The organism is Micromonospora sp. M61, assembly GCF_018070245.1.
Taxonomy (GTDB): domain Bacteria; phylum Actinomycetota; class Actinomycetes; order Mycobacteriales; family Micromonosporaceae; genus Micromonospora; species Micromonospora zamorensis.
Map to the genome: position 1 here is coordinate 32,507 of NZ_JAGPYA010000048.1, position 22,432 is coordinate 54,938.

Here is a 22,432-nt window from a genome sequence, read left to right on the forward strand (position 1 = left end):
GGGGCTCGCAAACCCGGCTCACTCCTCGCGCTCACGCCAACACCACGGACCGGCTCAGGTGCCGGGGCGCGTCCGGGTCGAGACCCCGGCTGGTGGCGAGCGCGACAGCGAAGCGTTGCGCCAGGATCAGATCGGCCATCGGGTCGACCGGGGTGCGACCGGCGGACCAACTGCCCAGCACCGTGCGCCAACCGTGGGTGCGGCTGTGCACGAAGGCGGCGCCGGTGGCGGCCACGTCCTCGGGGAGACCCTCGGGCAGCTCGCCGAACGCCCAGACCAGCCGGCCGGGCGCGGCGACCGAGATGGGGCCGTGCCGGTAGTCCATCGCCGGGTACGCCTCGGCCCAGAAGGTGGCCGTCTCGCGACACTTCAGCGCTGCCTCCTGGGCCAACCCGACCGTCCACCCCCGACCGAGGAAGGTGACCTGCCCGATGGTGGCCGGGTCGATCGGCAGCGGGGAGCGCACGGCCACCTCGGCGTCGGCGGCGAGCGCGGTCACCGGGTCGCCCAGGTGGGCCCGGAGCAGGGCCAGGGCAGTGGTCGGGAAGCGGGTCTGCACCACCGACCGCTCGTCGGCGAAGGGCATGGCGACCGTGGCGGTGGCCAGGTCGACCGCCGGGGACGCCGGGTCGCCGACGATGACGGTGGTGGGTGTACGCCCGCGCAGCGCGGCGAGCAGGTCCAGCACCTCCGTCGTGCAGCCCGAGCGGGTGATCGCGATCAGCCGGTCGTACTGGCGGCCGGCGGGGAACTCGGATGCCTGGAACGCGTCGGTCTCGCCCTGGCCGGCCTGCTCGCGGCGGGCCGCGTACGCCATCGCCATGAACCACGACGTGCCGCAACCGACGACGGCGACCCGCTCACCGGGGCGCGGCAGGTCACCGCGTACGACGTCGGCCAGCTCGGCGGCCTCCCGCCAACAGTCGGGTTGGCTCGCGATCTCCGCGTCCACGTACGCCATGGGAAACTCCTCGCAGGGGCGGCCGGTGCGCAATACGGCTCGTTAGACCCGCATTTCGCGCGTTATTCTGCGCGAACGCGGGTGGCCGTGGCAACCGACCAGCCGATCGCGCAGGTCAGTCTTTTGCGCCAGCCTAGTTTCGCGCACTAGTGTGCACGCAATCAATCACCGTCCGTGCAGTTACTGGGAGGGCCTCCGCGGTGGACCGGTACGCCAGATGGAACGCCCTGCTCGAAATGCTGACCGACAACGGCCGGGTCAGCGTGGAGGCGGCAGCCGAGCGGCTCGACGTCTCCCAGGCCACCATCCGGCGTGACTTCGACCAGCTCGCCCAGCAGCAGATGATCACGAGGACCCGGGGCGGCGCGGTCGCCAACGGCGTCTCGTACGACCTGCCCCTGCGCTACAAGACGGCCAAGCACTCGGCGGAGAAGCAGCGCATCGGGGCTGCCGCCGCCGCGCTCGTCACGCCGGGCACGGTGGTCGGCCTGAACGGCGGCACCACCAGCACCGAGGTCGCGAGGGCGCTCGCCGTCCGGCCGGACCTCAACACCAGTGCCGAGGGCGCCCAGCTCACCGTGGTGACCAACGCGCTCAACATCGCCAACGAGCTGCTGGTCAGGTCCCGGATGAAGGTCGTGGTGGCCGGCGGGGTGGTGCGCCCGAAGTCGTTCGAACTCGTCGGCCCGCTGGGCGGGGCGCTGCTGCGTGAGGTCACCCTGGACGTCGCTTTGCTCGGCGTGGACGCGATCGACCCTCAGCTCGGTGCCGCAGCACACCACGAGGGTGAGGCGGCGATGAACAACCTGATGGTGGCCCGGGCCAAGCGCGTGGTCATCATCGCGGACTCGTCCAAACTGGGCGGGCACGCCTTCGCCCGGATCTGCCCGGTCGAACGGGTGGAGACGCTGGTGACCGACTCCGGTGCCGACCCGACGGTGGTGGAGGGGTTCCGCGCCGCCGGCGTACAGGTCATCTGCGCCTGAGCCGTCACGTTCCGTCGATGAAGTAGCCCGATCGGCGCGTCGATGCATACCGCGTATTGCGGGCGTCTGCATACCGCGTATGGTGTCGGCTGTCACGCCCACCCATCGGGGGAGGTGCAGCTTGCCAGCTGTCCTGGAGATCGAAGGTCTACGTAAGACGTACAAGAGTCGTCGACGCGGCACCCGCAACGCGCTCGACGGCTTCGACATGCGGGTCGACGCGGGGCAGGTGCACGGCTTCCTCGGCCCCAACGGATCCGGCAAGACGACCACTCTGCGTACTCTGCTCGGCCTGATCCGGCCCGACGGAGGGCGGATGTCACTGCTCGGGCACGAGGTGCCCGACGCGCTGCCCGCCGTCGCCGGCCAGGTCGGCGCGATCGTGGAGAGCCCGCAGTTCTTCCCGCACTTCTCGGCACGGGACACGCTGTCCCTGCTGGCCGGTGCCGGCGAGGTGCCGGCCACCCGGGTCGACGAGGTGCTGGAACTCGTCGGGCTGCGCGACCGGTCCGGTGAGCGGGTCAAGACGTACTCGTTGGGCATGAAGCAGCGGCTCGCCGTGGCCTCGGCCCTGCTGAAGAACCCGAAGCTGCTCATCCTCGACGAGCCGGCCAACGGCCTCGACCCGGGCGGCATCCGGGAGATGCGCACGCTGATGCGTACCCTTGCCGAATCCGGCATGACAGTGGTGCTGTCCAGCCACATCCTCGGCGAGATCCAGCTGATCTGCGACTCGGTCACCATCATCTCGCTGGGTCGGCGGGTCGCCTTCGGCCCGGTCGACGAGGTGCTCGCGCAGCACTCGTCCAGTGCGGTCCGGATCCGGCTGGAAGCGGTCAGCGACCTGCCGGCGGCCACCGAGGCGCTCACCCGGGCGGGGATCCAGGTCACCGGGCACCCCGACCACCTGATGCTCGCCGGCGTCGACAAGCCGGCATCGGTGACACGGCTGCTCGCCGAGCAGAACCTCTATGTCAGCGAGTTGGCGCCGATCGCCGTCGATCTGGAGAGCGTCTTCCTCGAACTGACCGCCACCGCGCCGGTCCCCGGTCAGCACCGGCAGGTCGACGAGTCCATGAAGGTCGGCGGGGCGGGTCAGCCCGGCCCCGCCGGAGGAGGGTGGGGCGCGTGAGCCTCTTTCGGACGGAGTTGCGCCGGCTCACCAAGCGGCGTTTCAGCCGGTACATGACACTGCTCGGTCTGCTGGTGCTGGCCGCGGTGGTGATCGGAGTCTTCTTCAGCAACCAGAAGCTCGGCGCCGAGCAGCTCGCGCGGGCCGAGCGTCAGGCCGACCAGCAGTACCAGGAGCAGGTGCGCTACATCGAGCAGGAGCGCGTCGCGTGCGAGCAGGCCAAGACGGCCGGCACGCCGAACGACGGCCGCTACCCGGACGACTGCTCGATGATCACGCCGCCGTCGCGGGACCAGATCGAGGCGCAGTGGTTCCTGCCCTCGACGTTCGACTTCCGGGAGACGTTCGACGAGACGCTGATCCCGTTCGCGGCGATCCTCGCCCTGGTCGGGTTCGTGATCGGCGCGTCCTTCGTCGGTGCCGAGTGGAGCACCGGCGGCATGATGAACCTGCTGCTCTGGCGACCCAAGCGGCTCACCGTGCTGCTCACCAAGCTGGCCGCGCTGCTGACCGGCATCCTGGCGGTGACGCTGCCCGCCGCGGTGCTCTGGTTCGCCGGGTTCTGGGCGGTCGCGTCCTTCCGAGGCAGCACCGAGAAGATGACCTCCGGTGCCTGGCAGTCGTTCATGCTGACCGGGCTGCGCGGCGTGGTGCTGGTGCTGGTCCTCACCACCATCGGCTTCGCCCTGGCGTCGCTGGGCCGGCACACCGCGATGGCACTCGGCGGTGTCGTGGCGTTGATGGTGGTCGGCCAGTTCGGCCTGGGCATCCTGCTGGCGATGGCGAACGTGCGCTGGGCCGAGGCATTCCTGCTGCCCACGTACGCGCTGGCCTGGATGACGAAGACCGTCACCCTCCAGGACTGGAACTCCTGCAACGCGACCTACTACGGAGAGTGCAAGCCGGACACTCTGGACATCACCTGGCAGCAGTCCTCCGTCCTGCTCTCGGTCGGGGTGGTGGTGATCCTCGGGGCGGCGCTCTGGGCGATGCGTCGCCGCGACATCTCCTGACCTGACCGAAGTGACGCGGCGCGGCCGGCCCGGCCGTCGGGGTTCCCGACGGTGCGGAGCGGCCGCGCCGCTTGCTGCGTCCCTGGTCGCCGCTGACTAGGCTGAGCGACATGTCCGCCGACGCCACCCCCGCCACTCCCGAGCCGTCCACCGACGCTCGTCCGGGTGACGCGGCGGCGCCGGCCGGGCCGATCATCCCGACTCCCCGGCCGGCGCCGTCCATCGAGACCACGGACGAGTCGGTGCTGTCCGCCGAGACCATCGACGAGCCTGCGCCGCCCGCTGATCCGCCGCCCGGGCTGACCGAGCGGGAGCGGGCCATCCTCGCCTTCGAACAGCAGTGGTGGCGGCACGCCGGCGCCAAGGAGCAGGCCGTCCGGGACACCTTCGGGATCTCCTCGACCCGTTACTACCAACTGCTCAACGGGTTGCTGGACAACCCGGCCGCGCTCGCCGCCGAGCCGCTGCTGATCGGCCGGCTGCGCCGCCTGCGCTCGTCGCGCGCCCGCAACCGGCGCCGCTGACCGCCTCGCTCCCTTCGCGCCCTGGCGTCTGATTCCTCGGTTTTCTCCCATTGCCGCCTCCGTCGCCGATCCTCGCGACCGGGCCGGACGGCAGAACCGCATGCCGGCTGACCAGGCGGGTAGGCGGGAGGCGTTCCGAGGTCGCCACGCGACCCCGGACTCAGGAAGGGAGCGGAGGATGACGGCTACGAACCAGAGCGGCAGAGCGCAGCAGGCTCGACAGGAGGCCTCCCGGGTCGGCCAGCAGGCCACCCAGGCCGGGGGTCAGGTCGCCCATGCCGCTGCCGAACAGGGCGGGCAGGTGGCCGCCGAGGCGCGGCACCAGGCCCGGCAGTTGACCGGCGAGGCCGGTGGGCAGCTTCGTGACCAGGCGCAGACGCAGCAGCGGCGAGCGGCTGAGGGACTTCGCGACCTGGGGCAGAACCTCAGCTCGATGGCCGAACGGGACGGCGATTCCGGACTGGCCGGTCAGGTGGTGCGCAAGGCCGCCGACGCCGCCCAGCAGGCCGCCGGGTGGCTCGACGAGCGCGAGCCCGGCGAGGTGCTCGATGATGTCCGCACGTACGCGCGGCGCCACCCGGGGACCTTCCTCGCGGGCGCGGCGGTGGCTGGATTGCTGGTCGGGCGGCTCACCCGTGGCCTGACGGCGTCGGCCTCCGGCAACGGTGGAACGGGCAGCGCAGCCGGCGGGCCGTCGCAACCGCAGGGCGCGCCGGCGGAGACTGGTCAGCCCTACGTGGGTACGGCACGGGCGCAGAACGTCTCGCCCGCCGGCCGACAGTCGTCCGACCTGCCGGGTGGGGTGGCCCCGTGAGCGCCCCCGAGAAGGAACGGACCCAGGCCTCGGTCGGCGAGCTGCTGGGCGATGTGACCCGGGACATGTCCACCCTGGTGCGCAAGGAGGTCGAGCTGGCCAAGGCCGAACTCCGCGAAGAGGTCAGCCAGGCCGGCAAGGCTGGCGGCATGTTCGGCGGCGCCGGGCTGGCCGGGTTCCTGGCGGTGCTCTTCGTGTCGTACGCCCTCTGGTGGGGGCTGTCCAACACGATGGACCAGGGGTGGGCGGCGTTGATCGTCGCGGTCCTCTGGGCCGCCGTTGCCGGTGGTCTCTTCATCAACGCCCGGACCCAGCTGAAGCGGGCGCGTGCGGTTCTGCCCCGGACGAAGCAGACTGCCCGGGAGTTGCCGGACGCCCTGCGGGGTCGGTGAACGAGTCGGGAGGAGACAGATCGTGTCCAGTGATCCGGATCGGATCCGGCGGGAGATCGAGACCACCCGCACCGAGTTGAGCTATGACGTCGACGCGCTGACTGACAAGGTCAACCCGCGTCGGATCGCCGGTGACCGTGCCGGGCAGGCCCGGGATGCGTTCACCCGAGCGAAGGAGAAGATGATGGGCAGCTCGAGTCACATGGGGCAGGAGACCGGCCAGCGTGTGTCCCACGCGGCTGGCTCGGTCCGCGACGAGACCCGTTCTCTCGGGCAGCAGTCCCGCGAGCGGGCTCAGGGCAACCCGATGGCCGCTGGCCTGGTCGCCTTCGGCGTCGGCCTGCTGGCTGCCTCGCTCATCCCGCCGAGCGGGCGCGAGCGGCAACTCGCCGGACGGGCCCGCGACATGGTCAGCGAGCACTCCGATCAGCTGCGTGAGCAGGCGAGTCAGGTCGGCCACCAGGTGCAGGACAACCTGCGGGAGCCCGCACAGCAGGCGGCACAGTCGGTGCGCGCCAGCGCCCAGCACGGGATGTCGGCGGTAGGCGACCAGGGCCGCTCGGCCGCCCGTCAGGTGCAGGGAGAGGCGCATGCGGCCGCCGACGACGTTCGGCAGCGCTGACCCGATGGGCGCGTCGGGGCCGGGGCGGGCGATGCGGGTTCACTCCGCGTCCGCGCCGGCCCCGGCCCGGCCGGTCAACGAGGACCTGGTCTTCCGGTTCGGTCCGCTGGTCGGCGTCCTGGACGGCGCGACAGTGCCGGACGGCTTCGACACCGGCTGCGTTCACGGGCCGGAGTGGTACGTCCGGCACCTGGCCGCCCGGATCGGTGTGGCGGAAGCGGTCCGCCCGGCGGCCCGGCTGACCAGCAACCTGGCCGCGGCCATCCTCGCCGTACGCGCCGACCACGGCGGGCAGTGCGACCTCGACCATCCGGGCACCCCGTCCAGCACGGTCTGCCTGCTGCGTGACTGCGGCGACCAGGTGGACTACCTGGTGCTCTGCGACAGTCCACTGGTCCTGGACACCGGCGGCCAGGTCAGCGTGGTGACCGACAACCGGCTGGACACGGCCATGGCGGAGCTGCGGGAGACGGTCGCGGCCGTGCCGGGTGGTGGGGCGGACCCGGTCACCCGGTTCCGGCACGCCGTGAGCGTCCAGCGGGAGCGGATGAACCGCACCCACGGCTACTGGGTAGCGGCGGCCGACCCCGACGCGGCCTTCCACGCGGTGACCGGGACCCTGCCACGGCACGGCCCGGCGGCGGTACGCCGGGCGGCGCTGCTCAGTGACGGCGCGTCCAGCGCGGTCGAGCAGTTCGGGTTGACCGACTGGGCCGGTCTGCTGGACCTGCTGAGCACCGACGGGCCGGGCGGGTTGATCGACCGGGTCCGGGCCGCCGAGCGCGACCACCCGGATCGGCTGCGCCGGCACAAGCCCACCGACGACGCCTCGGTGGTGTTCTGCGAGTTCGAGTAGGCGGATCAGAAATTTTCTACCCCGACGGGTGACAACGGAGCGTGAGGAGGAACACCCACGCCGCCCGACCGGCCGGTACGACTGACCGGACCGCCACTGGATGTCCAATGGGGTGGACTTCGACCATTGAGGCCGGCAGACTGCGGCACGTGGCGGGTGCGGTCCGGCTGGAGCCGGTGGACGAGCAGAACCTGGAGCCGTTGCTCTCCGTAGCGGCTGCCGAGGCCGAGCCGGATGACGTGATGCCTCCGGTCGAGGCGCCCGCAGGTTGGTCGCTCGCCCGCCGGGAGGCGTTCCGGGACTTTCACCGGGCCAGTTTCGGTGGCCTGGACGGCCCTACCGGTTCCCAGATGTACGCGATCCTCGTCGGCGGCGAGGTCATGGGCATGGTCCGGATGACTCGCTGTGACGAGCCCGGCACGGTGGAGACCGGCATGTGGCTCGGGCGCTCGGCCCGGGGCCAGGGGATCGGCGTCGTCGCCCTGCGCGAGCTGCTGAACGAGGCCGCGCGGGCCGGCATGCGGGCCGTCGTGGCGGAGACGACCCGGGACAATTTCGGCGCGGTCTCCGTACTCGAAAAATGCGGCGCGAAACTGCGCGAGGACGGCGGAAAGGTGCACGCCGAAATCTGCCTCGACTCGACGCCGCCCGCGCTCTGAGCGAGGCCGGTCGACGGTGACCCCGGTTGGTCGGCGGCGACCGCGGTGGGCCACCGCCGACCGTCTGAATCAGGCTGGCACGCGGACGATGTCGTAGTCGGTGCTCGGCGTCGACTCCACGTCGAACCGGCCGTTGACCACGTACAACGCTGAGCCGAGCAGGTCGCCGGTGGCCGGCGACCGCAGTTGCGAGCCGGTGATCTCCCGCTGGACCACCCCGGCGGTGTAGCCGGCGTTCATCCGGACCACGGCGATGACGTTGGTCAGGTTGCGGATCACATAGAGGGTGCGCCCCCGCAGCACCAGCCCGTCGGCCCGCTCCACCGAGTAGCCACCGAGGTCGACGACGCGGCTGCCGCCGGTGCGAGGGTCGACCCGCACGAGCTGACCGCTGAGCATCTGCGCGACCAGCAGATCCCCGTCCGGCAGCGCCACGATCCCGTTGTGGTAGACGTCCGGCGTCGCGGCCGGGCCGGTGAGCTGGAGGACCCGGAACGCGGTGGGGGCCGGCAGGCGACCACCCGGACCCAGCGGTACGACGTACAGGACCTGCCGGCCCGAGTCGGTGAAGTAGACCGCCCGGTCCGTGATCACCAGGTCGTTGACGTAGCTGCCCGGCTCATCGGTGAACTGGTAGTGGGCCAGCTTGGCGCCGGTGCCCGCGTCGTACACGCTGGCACCGCCTCCGGAGAAGTCGGCTGTCCAGAGTCGGCCCTGTGGGTCGAGCTTGAGGCCCGCCTTGTCGGTGCCCGGTGTGCCGGGGATCAGCACCGACCCGCGGCCGGTGCGTAAGTCGCCCCGCCACACCGCTCCGTCCAAAATAGATCCCACGTACACGGTCGTCCCGCGACCGATCGTCAGCCCTTCGGGGGTGAATCCGTTCGGCAGGGCGATCCGGGCCGGGAATGGCTTCGCCGGATGAGCGGTCGCCGGTGCACCAACCGTGACCAGGGTCGCCGCCGCCACCAGGGGGACGAGGAGGAGAGAGGACAACTTGCGCAAGGAACACCGCCTGACGTCGCAGTGGATGACTCCACTGAGGAAAATGACGTCCTAGGAACGCTCGGGGTGTTACGAAAGGTTGTCCTTCTCTGATCACTCCCGGTTGGCGGCGTACGCGGCCAACCAGGCGACCTGGGCCGGGTCGAGTGACGGGCGTACCCGCGCTCGCGCGACCGCGACGTGTTCGGCGGTCACCGTGGCGGCGGCGAGGGACTCACGCATCGCGGCCAGCGCCGCCTCCCGGACCAGCGCCGCGCAGTCCGCCGCGGAGAAGCCGGTCAGCTCGTCGCCGAGGGCGGCCAGGTCGACGTCCGGGGCCAGTGGCACCTGCCGGGACGCGGCCCGCAGGATCTCCGAGCGGGCCGGCCCGTCCGGCGGTGGCACGTAGACCAGCCGTCCCAACCGGCCTGGTCGCAGCAGCGCCGGGTCGACCAGGTCCGGCCGGTTCGTCGCGCCGACCACCACCACGTTGCGCAGCGTCTCCACCCCGTCCAGTTCGGTGAGCAGCGCGGCGACCACCCGGTCCGTGGTGCCACCGTCGGTGGCCTGGCCGCGTACCGGGGCCAGCGCGTCCACCTCGTCCAGGAAGATCAGGGTGGGAGCTGCCTCGCGAGCACGGCGGAACAGCTCCCGGACCGCGCGCTCGCTCTCGCCGACCCACTTGGAGAGCAGTTCCGCGCCCTTCACCGACAGCACGTTGGCCCGCCCCGACCCGGCCAGCGCGGTCACCAGATAGGTCTTGCCGCAGCCCGGCGGCCCGTAGAGCAGCACGCCGCGTGGCGGCTGCACCCCGAGCCGGGCGAACGTGTCCGGGTAGGTCAACGGCCACAGCACCGACTCGGTCAAGGTCTGCTTGACCTCGTCCAGGCCACCCACGTCGTCGAGGGTCACCGAGGCCAGATCCAGTGTGGACGCGGCCATCGTGGTCGGCCGGACCACCTCCAGTGCAGCCCTGAAGTCGGCCATCGACACCGTGGGCGTCTCGGCGGACTTCTGCCGCAGCGCCGCGCGTACCCCGGCCTCCCGGACCAGCGCGGCCAGGTCCGCCGCGACGAACCCGGGGGTACGCGCGGCCACCTCGTCCAGCCGGACGTCGTCGGCCAACGGCACCTGCCGGGTGAGCACCGTGAGTTGTTCGCGGCGCAGCGCCTGATCGGGGAGCGGGATGCTGATCCGCAGCGACAGCAGGTCAGGCGCACGCAGTGCGGGATCGGCCGCCTCCGGTCGGCTGGTGGTGCAGACCACGGCGACGCCGGCTCGAATGCACTCGGCGAGCACCTGGCGGAACACCGTCGCCACCGGGCCGGGACTCTCCGCCGGCGCGAGCGCCTCGACGTCGCTGACCAGCAGCACCGCCGGCCCGCCGTCCCGGGCCTTCGCCGCCGCGCCGCGCAACCGGTCGGCTGCGGCCTGGTTGGTCAACGCGGCCACCTCGGGCGCCCAGAGCGGATGGACGCGGGCACCGACCCGGGCGGCAACGGCGTGGACGAGCGCCGACTTTCCCGAGCCTGCCGGGCCGACGAGCAGCACGCCCAACGAGATGGTGGTGCCCAGCCGGCCCAGCACCTCCCGGTGGTGGAAACCGAGGTCGAGCAGTTCGGTCAGCTCCTCGGCCTGGGCCCGCAGCCCGGGCAGCTCGTCCACGTCCGGCGCGTCGTCCGGCACGTCGGCCGCCGGCGTCGCGTCGGTCGCCCCGCGCGGCCGGCCCGGCGCGGTGTCGACCGGGGTGGGCCCGCCGTGGGTGGTCGCGCCATGCTCCCAGGCGATCACCGTGTTCATGGTGACCAGAGCGCCGGCCGAAGGTTCGATCGCGACCACGGTGAGCAGGGTGCTGGTCCAGGCGAAGCCGACCGTGTTGGCCAGGCTGCGTCGAGCCGCCTCGACCAGGCTGCGCACCGACGCGTCCGGCAGCACGTCCTGCGGCAGCAGCGAGACGTCGTCGCCCGCGGTGAGCACCTTGCCCAGCAGGGCGAGCCGGAGCATCTCCGGGCTGACCGCCGCGACCACCTCCACCGGGCCGGCCAGGACGACCCGGCCCGCCGGGGTCAGCGGCACCGGAGTGAGGAGCACCTGACCGCCGTCGCGCAGGCCCAGGTTGCCCAGGATCAGGTCGTCGGCGTACAGCAGGGCGCTGCTCGCGCCCGGCGCAGCCGCCGCCACGATCCCGGCTGTTTCCCGGCGGCCGACAAGCCGGACCGGGTCGCCGGGGCGCAGCCCCAGCGCGGTCAGCGCCTCCGGGTGCAGCCGGACGATGCCCCGTCGGGCGTCCAGCGCGGCCGGCCGAAGGCTCGCCGTCAAGGTCAGGTCGGGTTGCGCCACTGCCCGACCGTAGCCGCCGACAGCCAGCCTTGCCGGTCAGCGCCGCGGATCCAGCTCGTCCAACAGCGACGGGTCCCGTCGGATCAGCTCGGCCAGCCGGGCCGCCGGGTCCGGGGCCAACCCGTTCGGGCCGGGTGCCCAGCCGGGAACGGTCCGGCCGGACAGCGGCCAGGTCGGTGGAGGTGTCACCGGTGTCACCGGTGTCACCGGTGTCACCGGCGGTGCCGCCGGGGGCACCGGCCCGACCGTGACGTCCGGCCCGTCCCAGGAAACCCGCAACGGGTACGTCCGCCCGGCGTGCTCCACGTGCACGGTCACCGCCAGCCCCGGGTGGGCGCCGACGATCTGACGCACCGCCTCGGCCACCTCCTCGACCGGCCCCCAACCGGTCACGTCGGCCGACGGGTCCGCCCCCGCGTGGCGGGGACCGTGGCCGCCCGGCACCGCATCGCGCTCGTCGCCGCGCGCGAGCTCGGGCTGACCCGAGGACGGTGTGGTGTCGGCACGGTCGTTGACCCGTCGGCGTAGTGCCTCCTCGCGCCGGGCCAGTCGGGCCAGCGTCTCGTCCAGGTCACCCCTCACCACAGACCTCCTTCCCGCCACGGCCGGAGCCGGTCAGCTCAGGCCCTCCGGTCCCGCGTAGCCCTGTCCAGCGCACGGTCCAGGACGACCAGCAGGGCGTCCCGCACCGAGAGCCGGTCCCGGGCGTCGAACTGCACCAGGGGAACGTGGTCGCCGATGGCCAGCGCCCAGCGGATCTCGCCGAGTTCCAGGGCCAGCCGCCCGTCGAAGGCGTTGACCCCGACGACGAACGGCAACCCGGCCCGCTCGAAGAAGTCGATCGCAGGGAAGCAGTCGTCCAGCCGGGCGCTGTCCACCACCACCAGGGCGCCGAGCGCACCCCGGGCGAGGTCGTCCCACATGAAGCCGAAACGGGACTGCCCCGGCGTGCCGAACAGGTAGAGCTTGAGGCTGCGGTCGATGGTCACGCAGCCGAAGTCCATGGCCACCGTGGTGGTGGTCTTGGATGACCGGGCGCCCGGATCGTCCACGCCGATCCCGGCGGTGGTCATCTCGGCCTCGGTGGTCAGGGGCGCGATCTCCGAGATCGCGCCCACTGTGGTCGTCTTGCCCACCCCGAAGCCGCCGGCAACCAGGATCTTGACCGGGACCGGCGGCGCGGCGGGTCTTCCGACCGGCGGCGATGACGCCCGCGTAGCGGACGGAGGCTGGTACGGCGGCGGCGGAGCGCTCGACGGCGGCCCGGCCCGCCCGACGATCGGCCCGGTGCCCGATGACATGCCGTACCGGGCGGCGGCGCTGTTCGCGGCGACCCCGCCGAGCGGGGCGACCGGCCATTCAGGAGATCGCACGGAGTCCATCAATCACTCGCAGGATGAGGTTGGGGTCGAGAGCGTCGTCGGTGTCGGTGACGTGCACGTCCAGGTGCCCGGCCGCCCGGAGGTCACCGACCAGGACCCGCGTCACCCCGAAGTGCAGCCGGGTGCGGGCCGAGATCTCGGCCACCGAGATCGGCTCGGCGCAGAGCGCGATGATCGCCTGGATCTCCGGTGCCATCAGGACCCCGGGAGGGCTGCTCCACCAGCCGCTGTCCGGGCGGACCGTCACCTGCGTCTCCAGCCCGATCGCCGGATCGGCACCCGCCACCCGCCCTGAGGTGAGCACGAATGGACGGGGACCGGCCGGCCCACCGCCACCCTCCTCCGGCTCGGGCAGCGCCGGTGCCGCCACGCTCTCCCCGGTCGGGGAGAACGCGCGCAGGTACGGGCGGATCCGGACCCGGGGGTCCGGGTCCGGATCCTCGCCGGCGACCTCGGGGGTCATTGTTGGACGGCGTTCTTCAACTCGACGATCAACCGCGGGGTCAGGGCGCCACCGGCCCGCCCGGCGAAGAGCGTCATCTCGTACGCGACGGTGCCCAGGTTGGCCGACCGGTCCGCGACGACCCCGAGCACGGAACCGCTGCTGATCGCGCTGATCAGCAGATAGCCGTCGGCCATGTCGACGATCACCCGGTTCAGGCCGCCGAGCGCGTACCAACTGGCCGCCCCACCGGCGAGGCTGGTCATTCCGGAGACCACGGCGGCCAACCGCTCGGCGTTGGACCGATCCTTGATCGCCGACATGGCCATCAGCAGGCCGTCCGAGGAGACCGCGATCGCCTCCAGGACCCCGGCGGTGCTGGAGGTGAAGGAGTCCAGCAGCCAGTTGAACGTGCGAGCCTCCGGGCTGAGGTCCCCGATGGCGCCGGTCGGGCTCTGGTCGACGTTGTCGTGCAGGAAGGGGCTGGTCACCGTGATGATCCCTCTTCGTTCCGGTGGTCTGGGCTGACTTCGCGGAGAGCGCGGGCGACGCCCTCCTCGAACTCGCTGATCTGATCTCGGACCTCGGCCGGGTCACCGAGGTGCGTACTGGGCGGCTGGCAGGCCGGGATGGCGGTCAGGTTCGCCCCCGGCACCCGCCGGCTCAGCCGGCCCCGACCCGGTGTGCCATCCGACGGTCCCGCGTTGTCCGTCACCGTCGGGCCGGCGCCGCCCGGTGTGCTCGGCAGGTCGACGGTCACACTCGGGTCCGCCATGGTCGACCGGACACCGGATGCGGCCTCGGCCCGGCGTACCCCGGCCTGGAACGCCTCGACCAGGGCGCGGGCGGCGGCGGGGTCCGCGGCAGTGGCGTCCACCGGCCGGGTCGGCGCGGCGGTGGCGTGCAGGCTGGCCCCGGGCACCCGCTGCCGGACCCGCGGTCCGGCCGGCGTGCCCGACGGCTCCGGCGCCTGGGGTGCGGGAGCGACCTGCTCCGTCTGGCCGGGGCCGAACGCGTTCCAGGACGGGCCGGCCTCCAGGCTGCGGGTGGCTCGGCTGAGCAGGTCCGAGTCGAAGCGGGCCGGCGCGGCGACGGCCGCCGCGAGGGACCGCGTGTCGTGGTCGTCGACCGCCGGGGTGGCCGTACGTCGGTCCCGTGCCGGCACGGCGGCCCGGGCCACGGCGGCCCCGGCCCGGTCGGCGCGGCGCAGCACCAGTGACGCCGACGGGATCTCCAGGTGTGCGGTCACCCCACCGCCGCCGGTGGCGGTCAGGCCCACCTCCCAGCCGTGGCGACGGGCAAGCCGGCCCACCACGAACAGGCCCAGCACCTCGGTCGGTGCCAGGTCGAGCCGTTCCCGGCGGGTGAGCCGGGCGTTCTCCTCGGCCAGCCGTTGCTCGCCCATGCCGATGCCGTGGTCCACCACGGTGATCCGGGCGCCGAGGCCGGACGCCTCGGCGGCAACCAGCACCCGGGTGTGCGGCGGGGAGAAGACTGTGGCGTTCTCCATCAGCTCGGCCAGCGCCAGGATGAGGTCACCGACCACCGCCGGCGCGGCCGAGATGCCCGCCGGCACCCGCACCTCCACCCGGGTGTAGTCCTCGATCTCGCCCAGCGCCAACCGGACGACGTCGGCCAGCGGCACCGGCGCGGTGTGCGCGTCGGCCCCGGCCGCGCCGGAGAGCACCACCAGGCTGCCGGCGTTGCGCCGCAGCCGGCTGGAGATGTGGTCGAGGCGGTACAGGTGCTCCAGTCGGCCCGGGTCGGCCTCCTGCTGCTCCAGCCGGTCGATGAGGGCGATCTGCCGGCCCACCAGGTTCTGGGTGCGCCGCCCGACGTGACCGAACATCTGCGCCACGTTGCGTCGGCCGGCGACCTGCCGCTCGACCAGCCGCGCGGCGGTGGTCTGCACCCGGTCGAAGGCCCGCGCCAGGTCGCCGATCTCGTCGTTGGCCCGGACGTCCACCGGCTCCAGCCGGACCGCTTGTGGGCTCTCCGTCTCGTCGTCGGTGACCCGGACCAGCTCGGCCTCGGCGACCCGGGCGACGCGGTCGGCCGAGCGGGTGAGGCGGGTCAGCGGTCGGGCCACCGTCCGTGCGACCGCCGCACTGAGCATCACCACCAGCATCAGGATCAGCACCGTCGCGGCACCGACCAGGTACGCGGCGGTCAGCGCCCGGCGCTGCTCGGCGGTCACCTCGGTGAGCACGTCGGCGACCAGTTTCTTCTCGACGAACTGGCCGAGTCGGATCATCGTGCGGACGGCCGGGAAGAGCGCCTCGATCGGCACGTCGCGGACCGCGCCGGCCGGGTCCCGGGCGCTGGTGACCAGGAAGTCGGGGCTGGTACGCGCGGCCACCGCCGCGTCGTTGAGCTGGGCCACCGCGAGCTGCTCGGGCGTGATCAGGGCGCGGAAGCGCCGACTGTCGACCTGGAGCGCGGCGATGCACGCCACGTAGGCGGCGCTGGTGTCCGGGCTGCCGATGACCTTGACGAGCACGCTCAGGGTGGCGCAGGCGCCCAGGCCCTCGTCGGCGCGGAGCAGCCCGTCGAGGGCGAGCACCTGACGGCCCGCCTGCGTCTCGGTGTCCACACCGAACGCCAGCCGCAGCGAGTCGATCATGCCCACGTTGACCGGGCCGAACGCGTTCATCACCTGCCCGGGGTTCGCGGCCCGGGCCAGCACTGCCGTGCGCAGGTCGCTGAGGCTGGACACACCGTCCAGGGCACGGTCGACGCGGTCGGTCAGCGCGTCACTCCCGTCGGCCCGCAGGTCGGCCACCCGGTCGTCCACGTCGGCGGACTTGCGGATCAGCTCACTCCGGTCGACCCGGCCGAGCAGGAAACCGACGGAGAGGATGCGTTCCTGCTGGAGGTCCTGGACCAGGCTGCCGACGCGACTGGCGAGTCGTACCCGGTCGGCGGTGTCGCCGGCCCGCTGTGCCGCGGCCACCCGGTCGAGCATCACGGGCACGGCCAGGCCGACCATGCTGAGCAGTGGGATCACCACGAGCAGCGCGAGCTTGCCGCGGATGCGGAGCCTACCGAGCAGCATCGAATGCCCCCCACTGCGCGGTCTCCGGGGCCCGGAGCGCGCCGGTCGGTTGCAGCTCTCGCGGTTCGGAGGCGGCCGGTTGCCAGGGGTCTGCCCGGGACGGGGTGTCGGGGGCTTCCGTGTGGGTCGTGGCCAGGGCGGCCCGGCGTCGGGCCCGGCGACCCGCACCGATCAGCAGTGCGGCGAGCCAGCCCAGCAACAGCACGGCGACGACCCCTGAGGCGATGGTCAGCCAGCGGTCCCGGTCCAGCCCGTCGAGGCGCTCGACCAGCAGGGCGTCCAGTTCGGCGAGGATGACCGGCTGAAGTTGGCGCGCCGCGCGGTGCGTGTTGAGCCCGGCGGCAGCCAACTGACCCTGGTCCACGCCTCCGCGGCCGGGGGTGGAGAACGCGGCCAGCGCCTCCACCGAGCGCTGGTAGGTGTCGAGCGGGGTCAGCACGTTCGCGCCGAGATCGGTGCTCTCCGAGCCGTCCACGGCGGAGCGCAGGTTGTCCACGACGTCGTTGGCCGGCGCCAGGGCGGTCACCCGCAGGCCGGTCAGCTCCATCAGGCCACGGGGTTGCTCGGCGGCGGGGCGGCGGGAGATCAGAGTGCCCAGGTCGGCGAGCCGGCCGGCGGCCACCACCGCCTCGGGCAGCTCCTCGCCGACGCTGTCCTGAAGGAAGAACGAGTCCACTGCGGGGTCGCGTACGAGTCCGGAGCTTTCCCGGACCTTGCGGTGCAGGGCCAGCAGCAGGTCGGCAGCCTCGCCGTACGCGGTGTAGGCGGACTCCGGGTCGGCGGGGCTGCGGCCGCGCAGTGCTTCCAGCTTGGCGCGTACCCCGGCCCAGCGCTCCTGGCTGAGTAGCTCGACGCCGATGCGGGCGTCCACGGCGGCGGCCTTCTCGACCGCCTGGTCCAACGCCTCCCGGGCGACGGGGCGACCGTTGACCGCGGCCGACTGGGCCTCGACCAGGGCGTCGGTGACCCCGGCCAGGGCACCGAGGTACTGCACGCCGAGTCGTTCGCGGGCGGCCAGGGTCCGGTCGTCGCTGGTCTGCTGCCAGGCAGACGTGACGAGCAGACCCACGGGCGCCAGTAGTGCCCCGACGAGCAGCAGCGGCAGCAGTCGGCCCAGCGTGGACGGCCGTCGACGGGCCCGCGGCGCGGGGACTGTCATGTGTGTCTCCTCCGGCGGGGAAGCGCGAATTGGCGCGGTCTCGGGTCAGCCGAAAAGTCCCGTGCACCGGACCGGAAAACTAATCGAACCGCCTACCAGTCAGACCTCAGTCGGCGAGTCAGGTTCGCGTCAGTTCGAGCAATGTCAGCATTTGTCCGCGCCTCCAGCCCACTTTGTTTCGTCGATGGGTGTGACATGGAGGGATCGAGGTGGATATCCGTCAAAGATCGGAATTCACGGAATCCGAAGTCAACTCACTGTGCCGCGTCCGACGTTGCGCGCTCGCACCCATCTCGACACCGATCGGGGCAACCGGACGGACGTACGGCGGATCTCAGCCAACGCTCAGGCTGCGGGCCGTACCGTGTGCCGCATGACATCGCCGTCGCCGGCCGCGTGGTTCCGGCGTGCCCTGCCCACCCGCCGTCGCGCGATCGTCGCAGCGGCGGTCGTCGTGCTGCTGGCCGCCGCCGTGACCTGGGCGGTGTGGCCGCAGGGGCCGGGCGTACGCACCGAAAGCGCGATGCTCACCGTCCGCTCCGGACCGTCCGGCGACCAGCCGGTGGACCTGGACACGACCTTCTACCTGCCCGACGACGCGTCGTCCGGGCGGAAGGTGCCGGCGGTGCTGTTGGCACACGGGTTCGGCGGCACGAAGGAGTCGGTGCGCTCCGACGCGGAGGAGTTCGCCGGGCGCGGCTATGCGGTGCTCACCTGGACGGCCCGGGGCTTCGGCCGCAGCGGCGGTGAGATCCACCTGGACAGCCCGGACCACGAGGTGCGCGACGCCCAGCGGCTGCTGGACTGGTTGGCGGCTCGGCCGGAGGTGCGCACCAACGCCGCCGGTGACCCGCAGGTCGGTGTGGTCGGCGGCTCGTACGGCGGCGGGTTGGCACTGCTGCTGGCCGCCCAGGACAGTCGGGTCGACGCGATCGTCCCCATGATCACCTGGAACGACCTGTCGCGCGCCTTCCTGCCGGAGAGCACCGGCGGAGCGCCGACCGAGGGCGTGTTCAAGAAGGGCTGGGCCGGTCTGTTCTTCGGTGGCGGCGGCAACGTGGGTTCCGGGCCGGCCGGACTGTCCGGTGCGACCGCTGCCCAGCCGCAGGGAGCCCCGGAGTCGGCCGGTCCGCCCAGCCCCGGGCCGGGCGCTGGCCCGGGCACCGGTCCCGGTGGCGCCCCGGCCGGTGCCGCCGACCCGTCCTGCGGCCGGTTCGCCGCCGACGTGTGCGCCGCGTACCTGCGGATCGCCACCACCGGTCAGGCCGACCAGGCCGCCGTGGACCTGCTGCGCCGATCCAGCCCGGCGGGTGTCCTGGACCGGATCAAGGCGCCCACCCTGCTGGTGCAGGGTGAGGCGGACACCCTCTTCCCGCTCGCTGAGGCGGACGCCAACGCGCGCGGCATCGCCGCCGCCGGCACCCCGGTGCGGGTCGCCTGGTTCACCGGCGGGCACGACGGTGGCAGTGGACCCCGCTCGGACGAAGACCGGGTGAAGTTCCTTACCGTCCAGTGGCTCGACCACTACGTCAAGGGCGAGGGCGACGCACCCGGCGACGACTTCACCTGGTCGCGGATCGCCGGCTTCGACGCGCTCGACAGGGGGCTCGTCGCCACCGGCTTCCGCCGCGCCGACTACCCGGGCCTGACCGGCAACGCCCGCCGGGAGATCCCGGTCGCCGGCCCGGCCCAGCCGATCGCCAACCCGCCCAACGGCAACCCGGCCGCGATCTCCTCGATCCCGTTCGCCGGCGGGCTCGCCTCGCTGCTGGACGGCGTGGCCGGTGACGTGCCCGGCCAGCACGCCCGGTTCGAGTCGACGCCGCTGACCGAGGCGGTGGACGTTGCCGGTGCGCCGACCGTCACCGTGCGGGCCGCGTCGCCCACCGGCGAGGCGGTGCTGTTCGTCAAGCTCTACGACGTCGACCCGGACGGCGCGGCCACCCTGCCGAACGGGCTGGTCGCCCCGATCCGGCTCACCGGCCTGCCGCAGCAGGTGCAGGACGCCCGCCCGGTCACCGTGACGCTGCCCGGGATCGTCCGACGGGTGGAGGCCGGCCACCGGCTGCGCCTCGTCGTGGCCACCTCCGACCAGGCGTACACCACGCCCGCCCAGCCCACCGTCTACACGGTGGCGGTGGACGGCGCTGTCACCCTGCCCACGGTCAGCGGCGAGCCGATCCCCACCGCCGCGACGCTCTGGCGCTGGGTGCTCGCCGGCCTGCTCGCCGCCATCGCGGTCGGGCTCGTCGTGGTCGTCGCCGTGGTCCGCCGCCGGCACCGCCGCCAGGACCGCTCGGTGCACCCGGAGTACGCGGACACCCCGCTGGCCGTGCGCGCACTGCGCAAGGAGTACGCGGACGGCTTCGTCGCGGTGTCGAACGTGGACTTCGAGGTGCACCCGGGTCAGGTGGTGGGTCTGCTCGGGCCGAACGGCGCCGGCAAGACCACCACCCTGCGGGTGCTGATGGGGCTGACCCAGCCGACCGCCGGGGAGATCTACGTCTTCGGTCGCCGGTTGGTGCCCGGCTCGCCGGTGCTGTCCCGGATCGGCGCGCTGGTGGAGGGCCCCGGCTTCCTGCCGCACCTGTCGGGTCTGGACAACCTCAAGGCGTACTGGCGGGCCACCGGACGGCCGTGGGAGGACGCGCAGTTCGACGCGGCGCTGGAGATCGCAGGGCTGGGCGACTCGGTGCACCGGAAGATCAAGAACTACAGCCACGGGATGCGTCAGCGCCTCGCCATCGCCCAGGCCATGCTCGGTCTTCCCGAGCTGCTGGTGTTGGACGAGCCGACCGACGGGCTCGACCCGCCGCAGATCGCCGAGATGCGCCGGGTGCTCCAGCGCTACGCCACGGACGGGCGCGCGGTGCTGGTCTCCAGCCACCTGCTGGCCGAGGTGGAGCAGACCTGCACGCACGCGGTGGTGGTCAACAAGGGCCGGATCGTGGCGTCCGGGCCGGTGGAGGAGATCGTGGGCGAGTCGCCGAGCGTGCTGTTCGACGTCACCGACCCGGTGGCGGCGCGCGCGGTGCTGGACCGGCTGCACGGGGTCCGGGTCCTGCCGGAGAGCGACGGCCAGTTGGTGGTCGACACCAACGGCACGGCCCGCAGCGAGGTGGTGGCCGAGCTGGTGCGCGCCGGCATCGGAGTGGACCGGGTGGTGCCCCGGCGGCGCCTGGAGGACGCGTTCCTCGCCCTGGTGGGCGAGAACTCTCGGGGAAGCGGTGACCGGTGATGGCAGGCTCTTCCGTCGAGACACCGCTGGGCGTGACCGACCCGGCCGGTGCGGCCCGCGGTTACCGGCCGTCGGCCACCATGCCCTTCGCGGCGGAGTTCCGGCGGCAGGCGTCCCGGCGGCGCACCCAGCTGGCGCTCGGGTTCATGGTGCTGCTGCCGCTGATCATCCTGATCGCCTTCCAGTTCGACTCGGGCGACGACGACAACGGTCGCAACGAGTTCTCCAGCCTGGTCGAGCTGGCCACCTCGGGTGGCCTCAACTTCACCCTGTTCTCGATCTTCGTCTCGGCGTCGTTCCTGCTGGTGGTGGTGGTCGCGCTGTTCTGCGGCGACACGGTCGCCAGTGAGGCGAGCTGGGGCAGCCTGCGTTACCTGCTGGCGATCCCGGTGCCCCGGGCCAGGTTGCTGACGGTGAAGCTGGTGGTCGCGCTCGCGTACTCGGGGCTGGCCCTGATCCTGCTGGCCGGCACCGCGCTGCTGGCGGGGACCCTGCGCTACGGCTGGTCGCCGCTGCGCAGCACTGTCGCCGCCGAGCTGGAACCCACCGAGGGGCTGCTCCGGTTACTGGCGGTGCTCGGCTATCTGGCGGTCGTACTCCTGGTGGTGGCCGGGCTGGCGTTCCTGCTGTCGGTGACCACGGACGCCGCGTTGGGCGCGGTGGGTGGTGCGGTGCTGCTGTGGATCCTGTCCAGCATCCTGGACCAGATCACCGCCTTGGGCGCGGTGCGCGACTTCCTGCCCACCCACTTCAGCACCGCCTGGCTGGGGTTGCTCTCGACCCCGGTGCAGACCGACGACGTGGTACGCGGCTGCATCTCGGCGATCAGCTACGCGACGCTGTTCTGGGGGTTGGCGTTCTGGCGCTTCACCCGCAAGGACATCACCAGCTGACGGGCCGGGGTCACAGCCGACTGTCGGGTGGACTCACCGACGACGGCACCGCGCTCGGTGCCGGCGGCGGGGCCGGCCGGGACGGCACCGGCGCGGACGGGTCGGCCTTCTTCCAGGCGCTGACGCCGATCCGGCCGGTGTTGCCCAGGTCGACCGGCCCGTCCGGGTCGACCTCGTGGGGCGGTTGGCCGGCCGCGGGGGCCACCGTCAGGAACTCTCCGTTGGTGGCCACCACTGTCGAGTCGGTGACCAGGTTGCGCCAGAGCACCACGGCGGTGGCCCGCTCGTCGGGGGCGAGAGCGACCTTCCGGGGCGGCTGGTCGAAGCCCGAGGTGATCTCCTTGGCGCCGTTGACCACGCGCAGCATGATCGGCTCGCGCTGCTCGTCGTAGACGTGCAGCACCGGGTAGCCGTTGAGCTGGTAGGGGCGGTCGCCGCAGTTGACCAGCTCCAGGCCGAGGGCGCGAAGCCCCATCGCGGCGTCCGACCCGGTCGACCGGATCCGGACGCCGGACGCCGGGCACTCGGCCAGCGGGTCGGTGCTCGCGGACGGGCTCGCCGACACACCGGGTGCGGCCGGCGGCGGGCTCGGGGGATCCCCGGACTGGCCGCGATGATCGCCGGGTACGCAGGCGCCGAGCGCCAGCGCTGACGCGAACACCGCGAGCGACCGGCCGGCCCGTCGTGCTGCCATCTTCCGGGAGATCATCCACCGATCCTCGCGCACGGAGGCGTCCCGCCGCTGCCCACCCCTGCCCACGGCTGCTCACCCCGCCCACCCCTGCCTAGCCGGCCCATCTGCCCATCCCCGGCCCACCTGCGGGCGCTTGATCGACTCGGTTTCGTTGAATCCGGGCCCGTGCTCAGCCGGTGGAAGCAATCTGGCTGGTCAGCAGCTCGGCGAAGACTTCTTTGGGTTTCTTGTAGCCGAGGATACGGCGGGGTCGGTTGTTGAGTCGGTCGGCGATGGCGTTGAGGTGGTC

General features: G+C 72.6%; 21 protein-coding genes. 11 read left to right on the top strand and 10 right to left on the bottom strand.

The features are described 5' to 3' along the window. Window positions 1-31 precede the first annotated feature (31 nt). Complete coding sequence (locus KBX34_RS24260; RefSeq protein ID WP_088950448.1) at window positions 32-961, bottom strand: SIS domain-containing protein; 930 nt, start codon at window positions 959-961, stop codon at window positions 32-34. A gap of 200 nt (window positions 962-1,161) precedes the next feature. Here KBX34_RS24260 and KBX34_RS24265 point away from each other — a divergent pair, with 200 nt between their 5' ends. The 9 genes from KBX34_RS24265 to KBX34_RS24305 all read left to right on the top strand — a co-directional run bounded on the left by KBX34_RS24265 (window position 1,162) and on the right by KBX34_RS24305 (window position 7,959). Next, on the top strand, window positions 1,162-1,947 hold the full coding sequence (locus tag KBX34_RS24265) for a DeoR/GlpR family DNA-binding transcription regulator (protein ID WP_088950447.1): 786 nt from the start codon (window positions 1,162-1,164) through the stop codon (window positions 1,945-1,947). 121 nt (window positions 1,948-2,068) lie between these two features. After that, a complete protein-coding gene (locus KBX34_RS24270) occupies window positions 2,069-3,079 on the top strand; it encodes an ABC transporter ATP-binding protein (RefSeq protein WP_099848990.1) in 1,011 nt (336 codons plus the stop codon). After that, the gene (locus KBX34_RS24275) at window positions 3,076-4,092 is read left to right on the top strand and encodes an ABC transporter permease subunit (protein ID WP_088952052.1); all 1,017 of its coding nucleotides are present in this window, start codon (window positions 3,076-3,078) and stop codon (window positions 4,090-4,092) included. The genes KBX34_RS24270 and KBX34_RS24275 overlap by 4 nt, the downstream gene beginning before the upstream one ends. Window positions 4,093-4,202: 110 nt before the next feature. Then, complete coding sequence (locus tag KBX34_RS24280; protein WP_210927093.1) at window positions 4,203-4,616, top strand: DUF3263 domain-containing protein; 414 nt, start codon at window positions 4,203-4,205, stop codon at window positions 4,614-4,616. Window positions 4,617-4,794: 178 nt separating this feature from the next. Further along, window positions 4,795-5,430: a hypothetical protein gene (locus KBX34_RS24285; protein ID WP_210791182.1), complete on the top strand. Its 636-nt coding sequence runs from the start codon at window positions 4,795-4,797 to the stop codon at window positions 5,428-5,430. Then, window positions 5,427-5,822: a phage holin family protein gene (locus tag KBX34_RS24290; RefSeq protein WP_088950443.1), complete on the top strand. Its 396-nt coding sequence runs from the start codon at window positions 5,427-5,429 to the stop codon at window positions 5,820-5,822. Before KBX34_RS24285 ends, KBX34_RS24290 begins: the two co-directional genes overlap by 4 nt. 22 nt (window positions 5,823-5,844) lie before the next feature. Continuing rightward, a complete protein-coding gene (locus tag KBX34_RS24295; protein WP_210927095.1) occupies window positions 5,845-6,444 on the top strand; it encodes a DUF3618 domain-containing protein in 600 nt (199 codons plus the stop codon). After that, on the top strand, window positions 6,413-7,300 hold the full coding sequence (locus KBX34_RS24300) for a hypothetical protein (RefSeq protein ID WP_210927097.1): 888 nt from the start codon (window positions 6,413-6,415) through the stop codon (window positions 7,298-7,300). Before KBX34_RS24295 ends, KBX34_RS24300 begins: the two co-directional genes overlap by 32 nt. A gap of 149 nt (window positions 7,301-7,449) precedes the next feature. After that, a complete protein-coding gene (locus KBX34_RS24305; protein WP_210791176.1) occupies window positions 7,450-7,959 on the top strand; it encodes a GNAT family N-acetyltransferase in 510 nt (169 codons plus the stop codon). A gap of 69 nt (window positions 7,960-8,028) precedes the next feature. On the opposite strand, the gene KBX34_RS24310 is transcribed toward KBX34_RS24305, so the two are convergent. From KBX34_RS24310 to KBX34_RS24345, 8 genes are all read right to left on the bottom strand, one after another. Beyond that, window positions 8,029-8,952, bottom strand: coding sequence for an SMP-30/gluconolactonase/LRE family protein (locus tag KBX34_RS24310; RefSeq protein WP_210791175.1), 924 nt, complete (start codon window positions 8,950-8,952; stop codon window positions 8,029-8,031). A gap of 102 nt (window positions 8,953-9,054) precedes the next feature. Then, entirely contained in the window at window positions 9,055-11,280 is a 2,226-nt protein-coding gene (locus KBX34_RS24315) for an AAA family ATPase (protein WP_210927099.1), read from the bottom strand. A gap of 36 nt (window positions 11,281-11,316) precedes the next feature. Continuing rightward, a complete protein-coding gene (locus KBX34_RS24320) occupies window positions 11,317-11,862 on the bottom strand; it encodes a hypothetical protein (RefSeq protein ID WP_210927101.1) in 546 nt (181 codons plus the stop codon). Window positions 11,863-11,900: 38 nt separating this feature from the next. Next, complete coding sequence (locus KBX34_RS24325) at window positions 11,901-12,662, bottom strand: ATP/GTP-binding protein (protein WP_172862120.1); 762 nt, start codon at window positions 12,660-12,662, stop codon at window positions 11,901-11,903. Next, window positions 12,640-13,125: a DUF742 domain-containing protein gene (locus tag KBX34_RS24330; RefSeq protein WP_088950436.1), complete on the bottom strand. Its 486-nt coding sequence runs from the start codon at window positions 13,123-13,125 to the stop codon at window positions 12,640-12,642. Before KBX34_RS24330 ends, KBX34_RS24325 begins: the two co-directional genes overlap by 23 nt. After that, the gene (locus KBX34_RS24335; RefSeq protein WP_088950435.1) at window positions 13,122-13,595 is read right to left on the bottom strand and encodes a roadblock/LC7 domain-containing protein; all 474 of its coding nucleotides are present in this window, start codon (window positions 13,593-13,595) and stop codon (window positions 13,122-13,124) included. The genes KBX34_RS24330 and KBX34_RS24335 overlap by 4 nt, the downstream gene beginning before the upstream one ends. Further along, a complete protein-coding gene (locus tag KBX34_RS24340) occupies window positions 13,592-16,159 on the bottom strand; it encodes a nitrate- and nitrite sensing domain-containing protein (protein ID WP_210927103.1) in 2,568 nt (855 codons plus the stop codon). Before KBX34_RS24340 ends, KBX34_RS24335 begins: the two co-directional genes overlap by 4 nt. Continuing rightward, complete coding sequence (locus KBX34_RS24345; RefSeq protein WP_210927105.1) at window positions 16,146-17,318, bottom strand: hypothetical protein; 1,173 nt, start codon at window positions 17,316-17,318, stop codon at window positions 16,146-16,148. Before KBX34_RS24345 ends, KBX34_RS24340 begins: the two co-directional genes overlap by 14 nt. Window positions 17,319-17,691: 373 nt before the next feature. On the opposite strand from KBX34_RS24345, the gene KBX34_RS24350 reads away from it, so the two are divergent. Together KBX34_RS24350 and KBX34_RS24355 are read left to right on the top strand one after the other, a co-directional pair. Further along, entirely contained in the window at window positions 17,692-20,556 is a 2,865-nt protein-coding gene (locus KBX34_RS24350) for an alpha/beta fold hydrolase (protein ID WP_210927107.1), read from the top strand. Next, the gene (locus KBX34_RS24355; RefSeq protein WP_210927108.1) at window positions 20,556-21,449 is read left to right on the top strand and encodes an ABC transporter permease; all 894 of its coding nucleotides are present in this window, start codon (window positions 20,556-20,558) and stop codon (window positions 21,447-21,449) included. Before KBX34_RS24350 ends, KBX34_RS24355 begins: the two co-directional genes overlap by 1 nt. Before the next feature lie 10 nt (window positions 21,450-21,459). Here KBX34_RS24355 and KBX34_RS24360 read toward each other — a convergent pair whose 3' ends face one another. Then, on the bottom strand, window positions 21,460-22,158 hold the full coding sequence (locus KBX34_RS24360; protein WP_210927110.1) for a DUF4232 domain-containing protein: 699 nt from the start codon (window positions 22,156-22,158) through the stop codon (window positions 21,460-21,462). Window positions 22,159-22,432: the final 274 nt, after the last annotated feature.

Excerpts from the sequence above, each read along its gene's own strand:
- KBX34_RS24260 (WP_088950448.1), bottom strand. The coding sequence starts at position 961 with ATGGCGTACGTGGACGCGGAGATCGCGAGCCAACCCGACTGTTGGCGG.
- KBX34_RS24280 (WP_210927093.1), top strand. The coding sequence starts at position 4,203 with ATGTCCGCCGACGCCACCCCCGCCACTCCCGAGCCGTCCACCGACGCT.
- KBX34_RS24285 (WP_210791182.1), top strand. The coding sequence starts at position 4,795 with ATGACGGCTACGAACCAGAGCGGCAGAGCGCAGCAGGCTCGACAGGAG.
- KBX34_RS24300 (WP_210927097.1), top strand. The coding sequence starts at position 6,413 with ATGCGGCCGCCGACGACGTTCGGCAGCGCTGACCCGATGGGCGCGTCG.
- KBX34_RS24325 (WP_172862120.1), bottom strand. The coding sequence starts at position 12,662 with ATGGACTCCGTGCGATCTCCTGAATGGCCGGTCGCCCCGCTCGGCGGG.
- KBX34_RS24330 (WP_088950436.1), bottom strand. The coding sequence starts at position 13,125 with ATGACCCCCGAGGTCGCCGGCGAGGATCCGGACCCGGACCCCCGGGTC.
- KBX34_RS24340 (WP_210927103.1), bottom strand. The coding sequence starts at position 16,159 with ATGCTGCTCGGTAGGCTCCGCATCCGCGGCAAGCTCGCGCTGCTCGTG.
- KBX34_RS24345 (WP_210927105.1), bottom strand. The coding sequence starts at position 17,318 with ATGACAGTCCCCGCGCCGCGGGCCCGTCGACGGCCGTCCACGCTGGGC.
- KBX34_RS24350 (WP_210927107.1), top strand. The coding sequence starts at position 17,692 with ATGACATCGCCGTCGCCGGCCGCGTGGTTCCGGCGTGCCCTGCCCACC.
- KBX34_RS24355 (WP_210927108.1), top strand. The coding sequence starts at position 20,556 with ATGGCAGGCTCTTCCGTCGAGACACCGCTGGGCGTGACCGACCCGGCC.
- KBX34_RS24360 (WP_210927110.1), bottom strand. The coding sequence starts at position 22,158 with ATGATCTCCCGGAAGATGGCAGCACGACGGGCCGGCCGGTCGCTCGCG.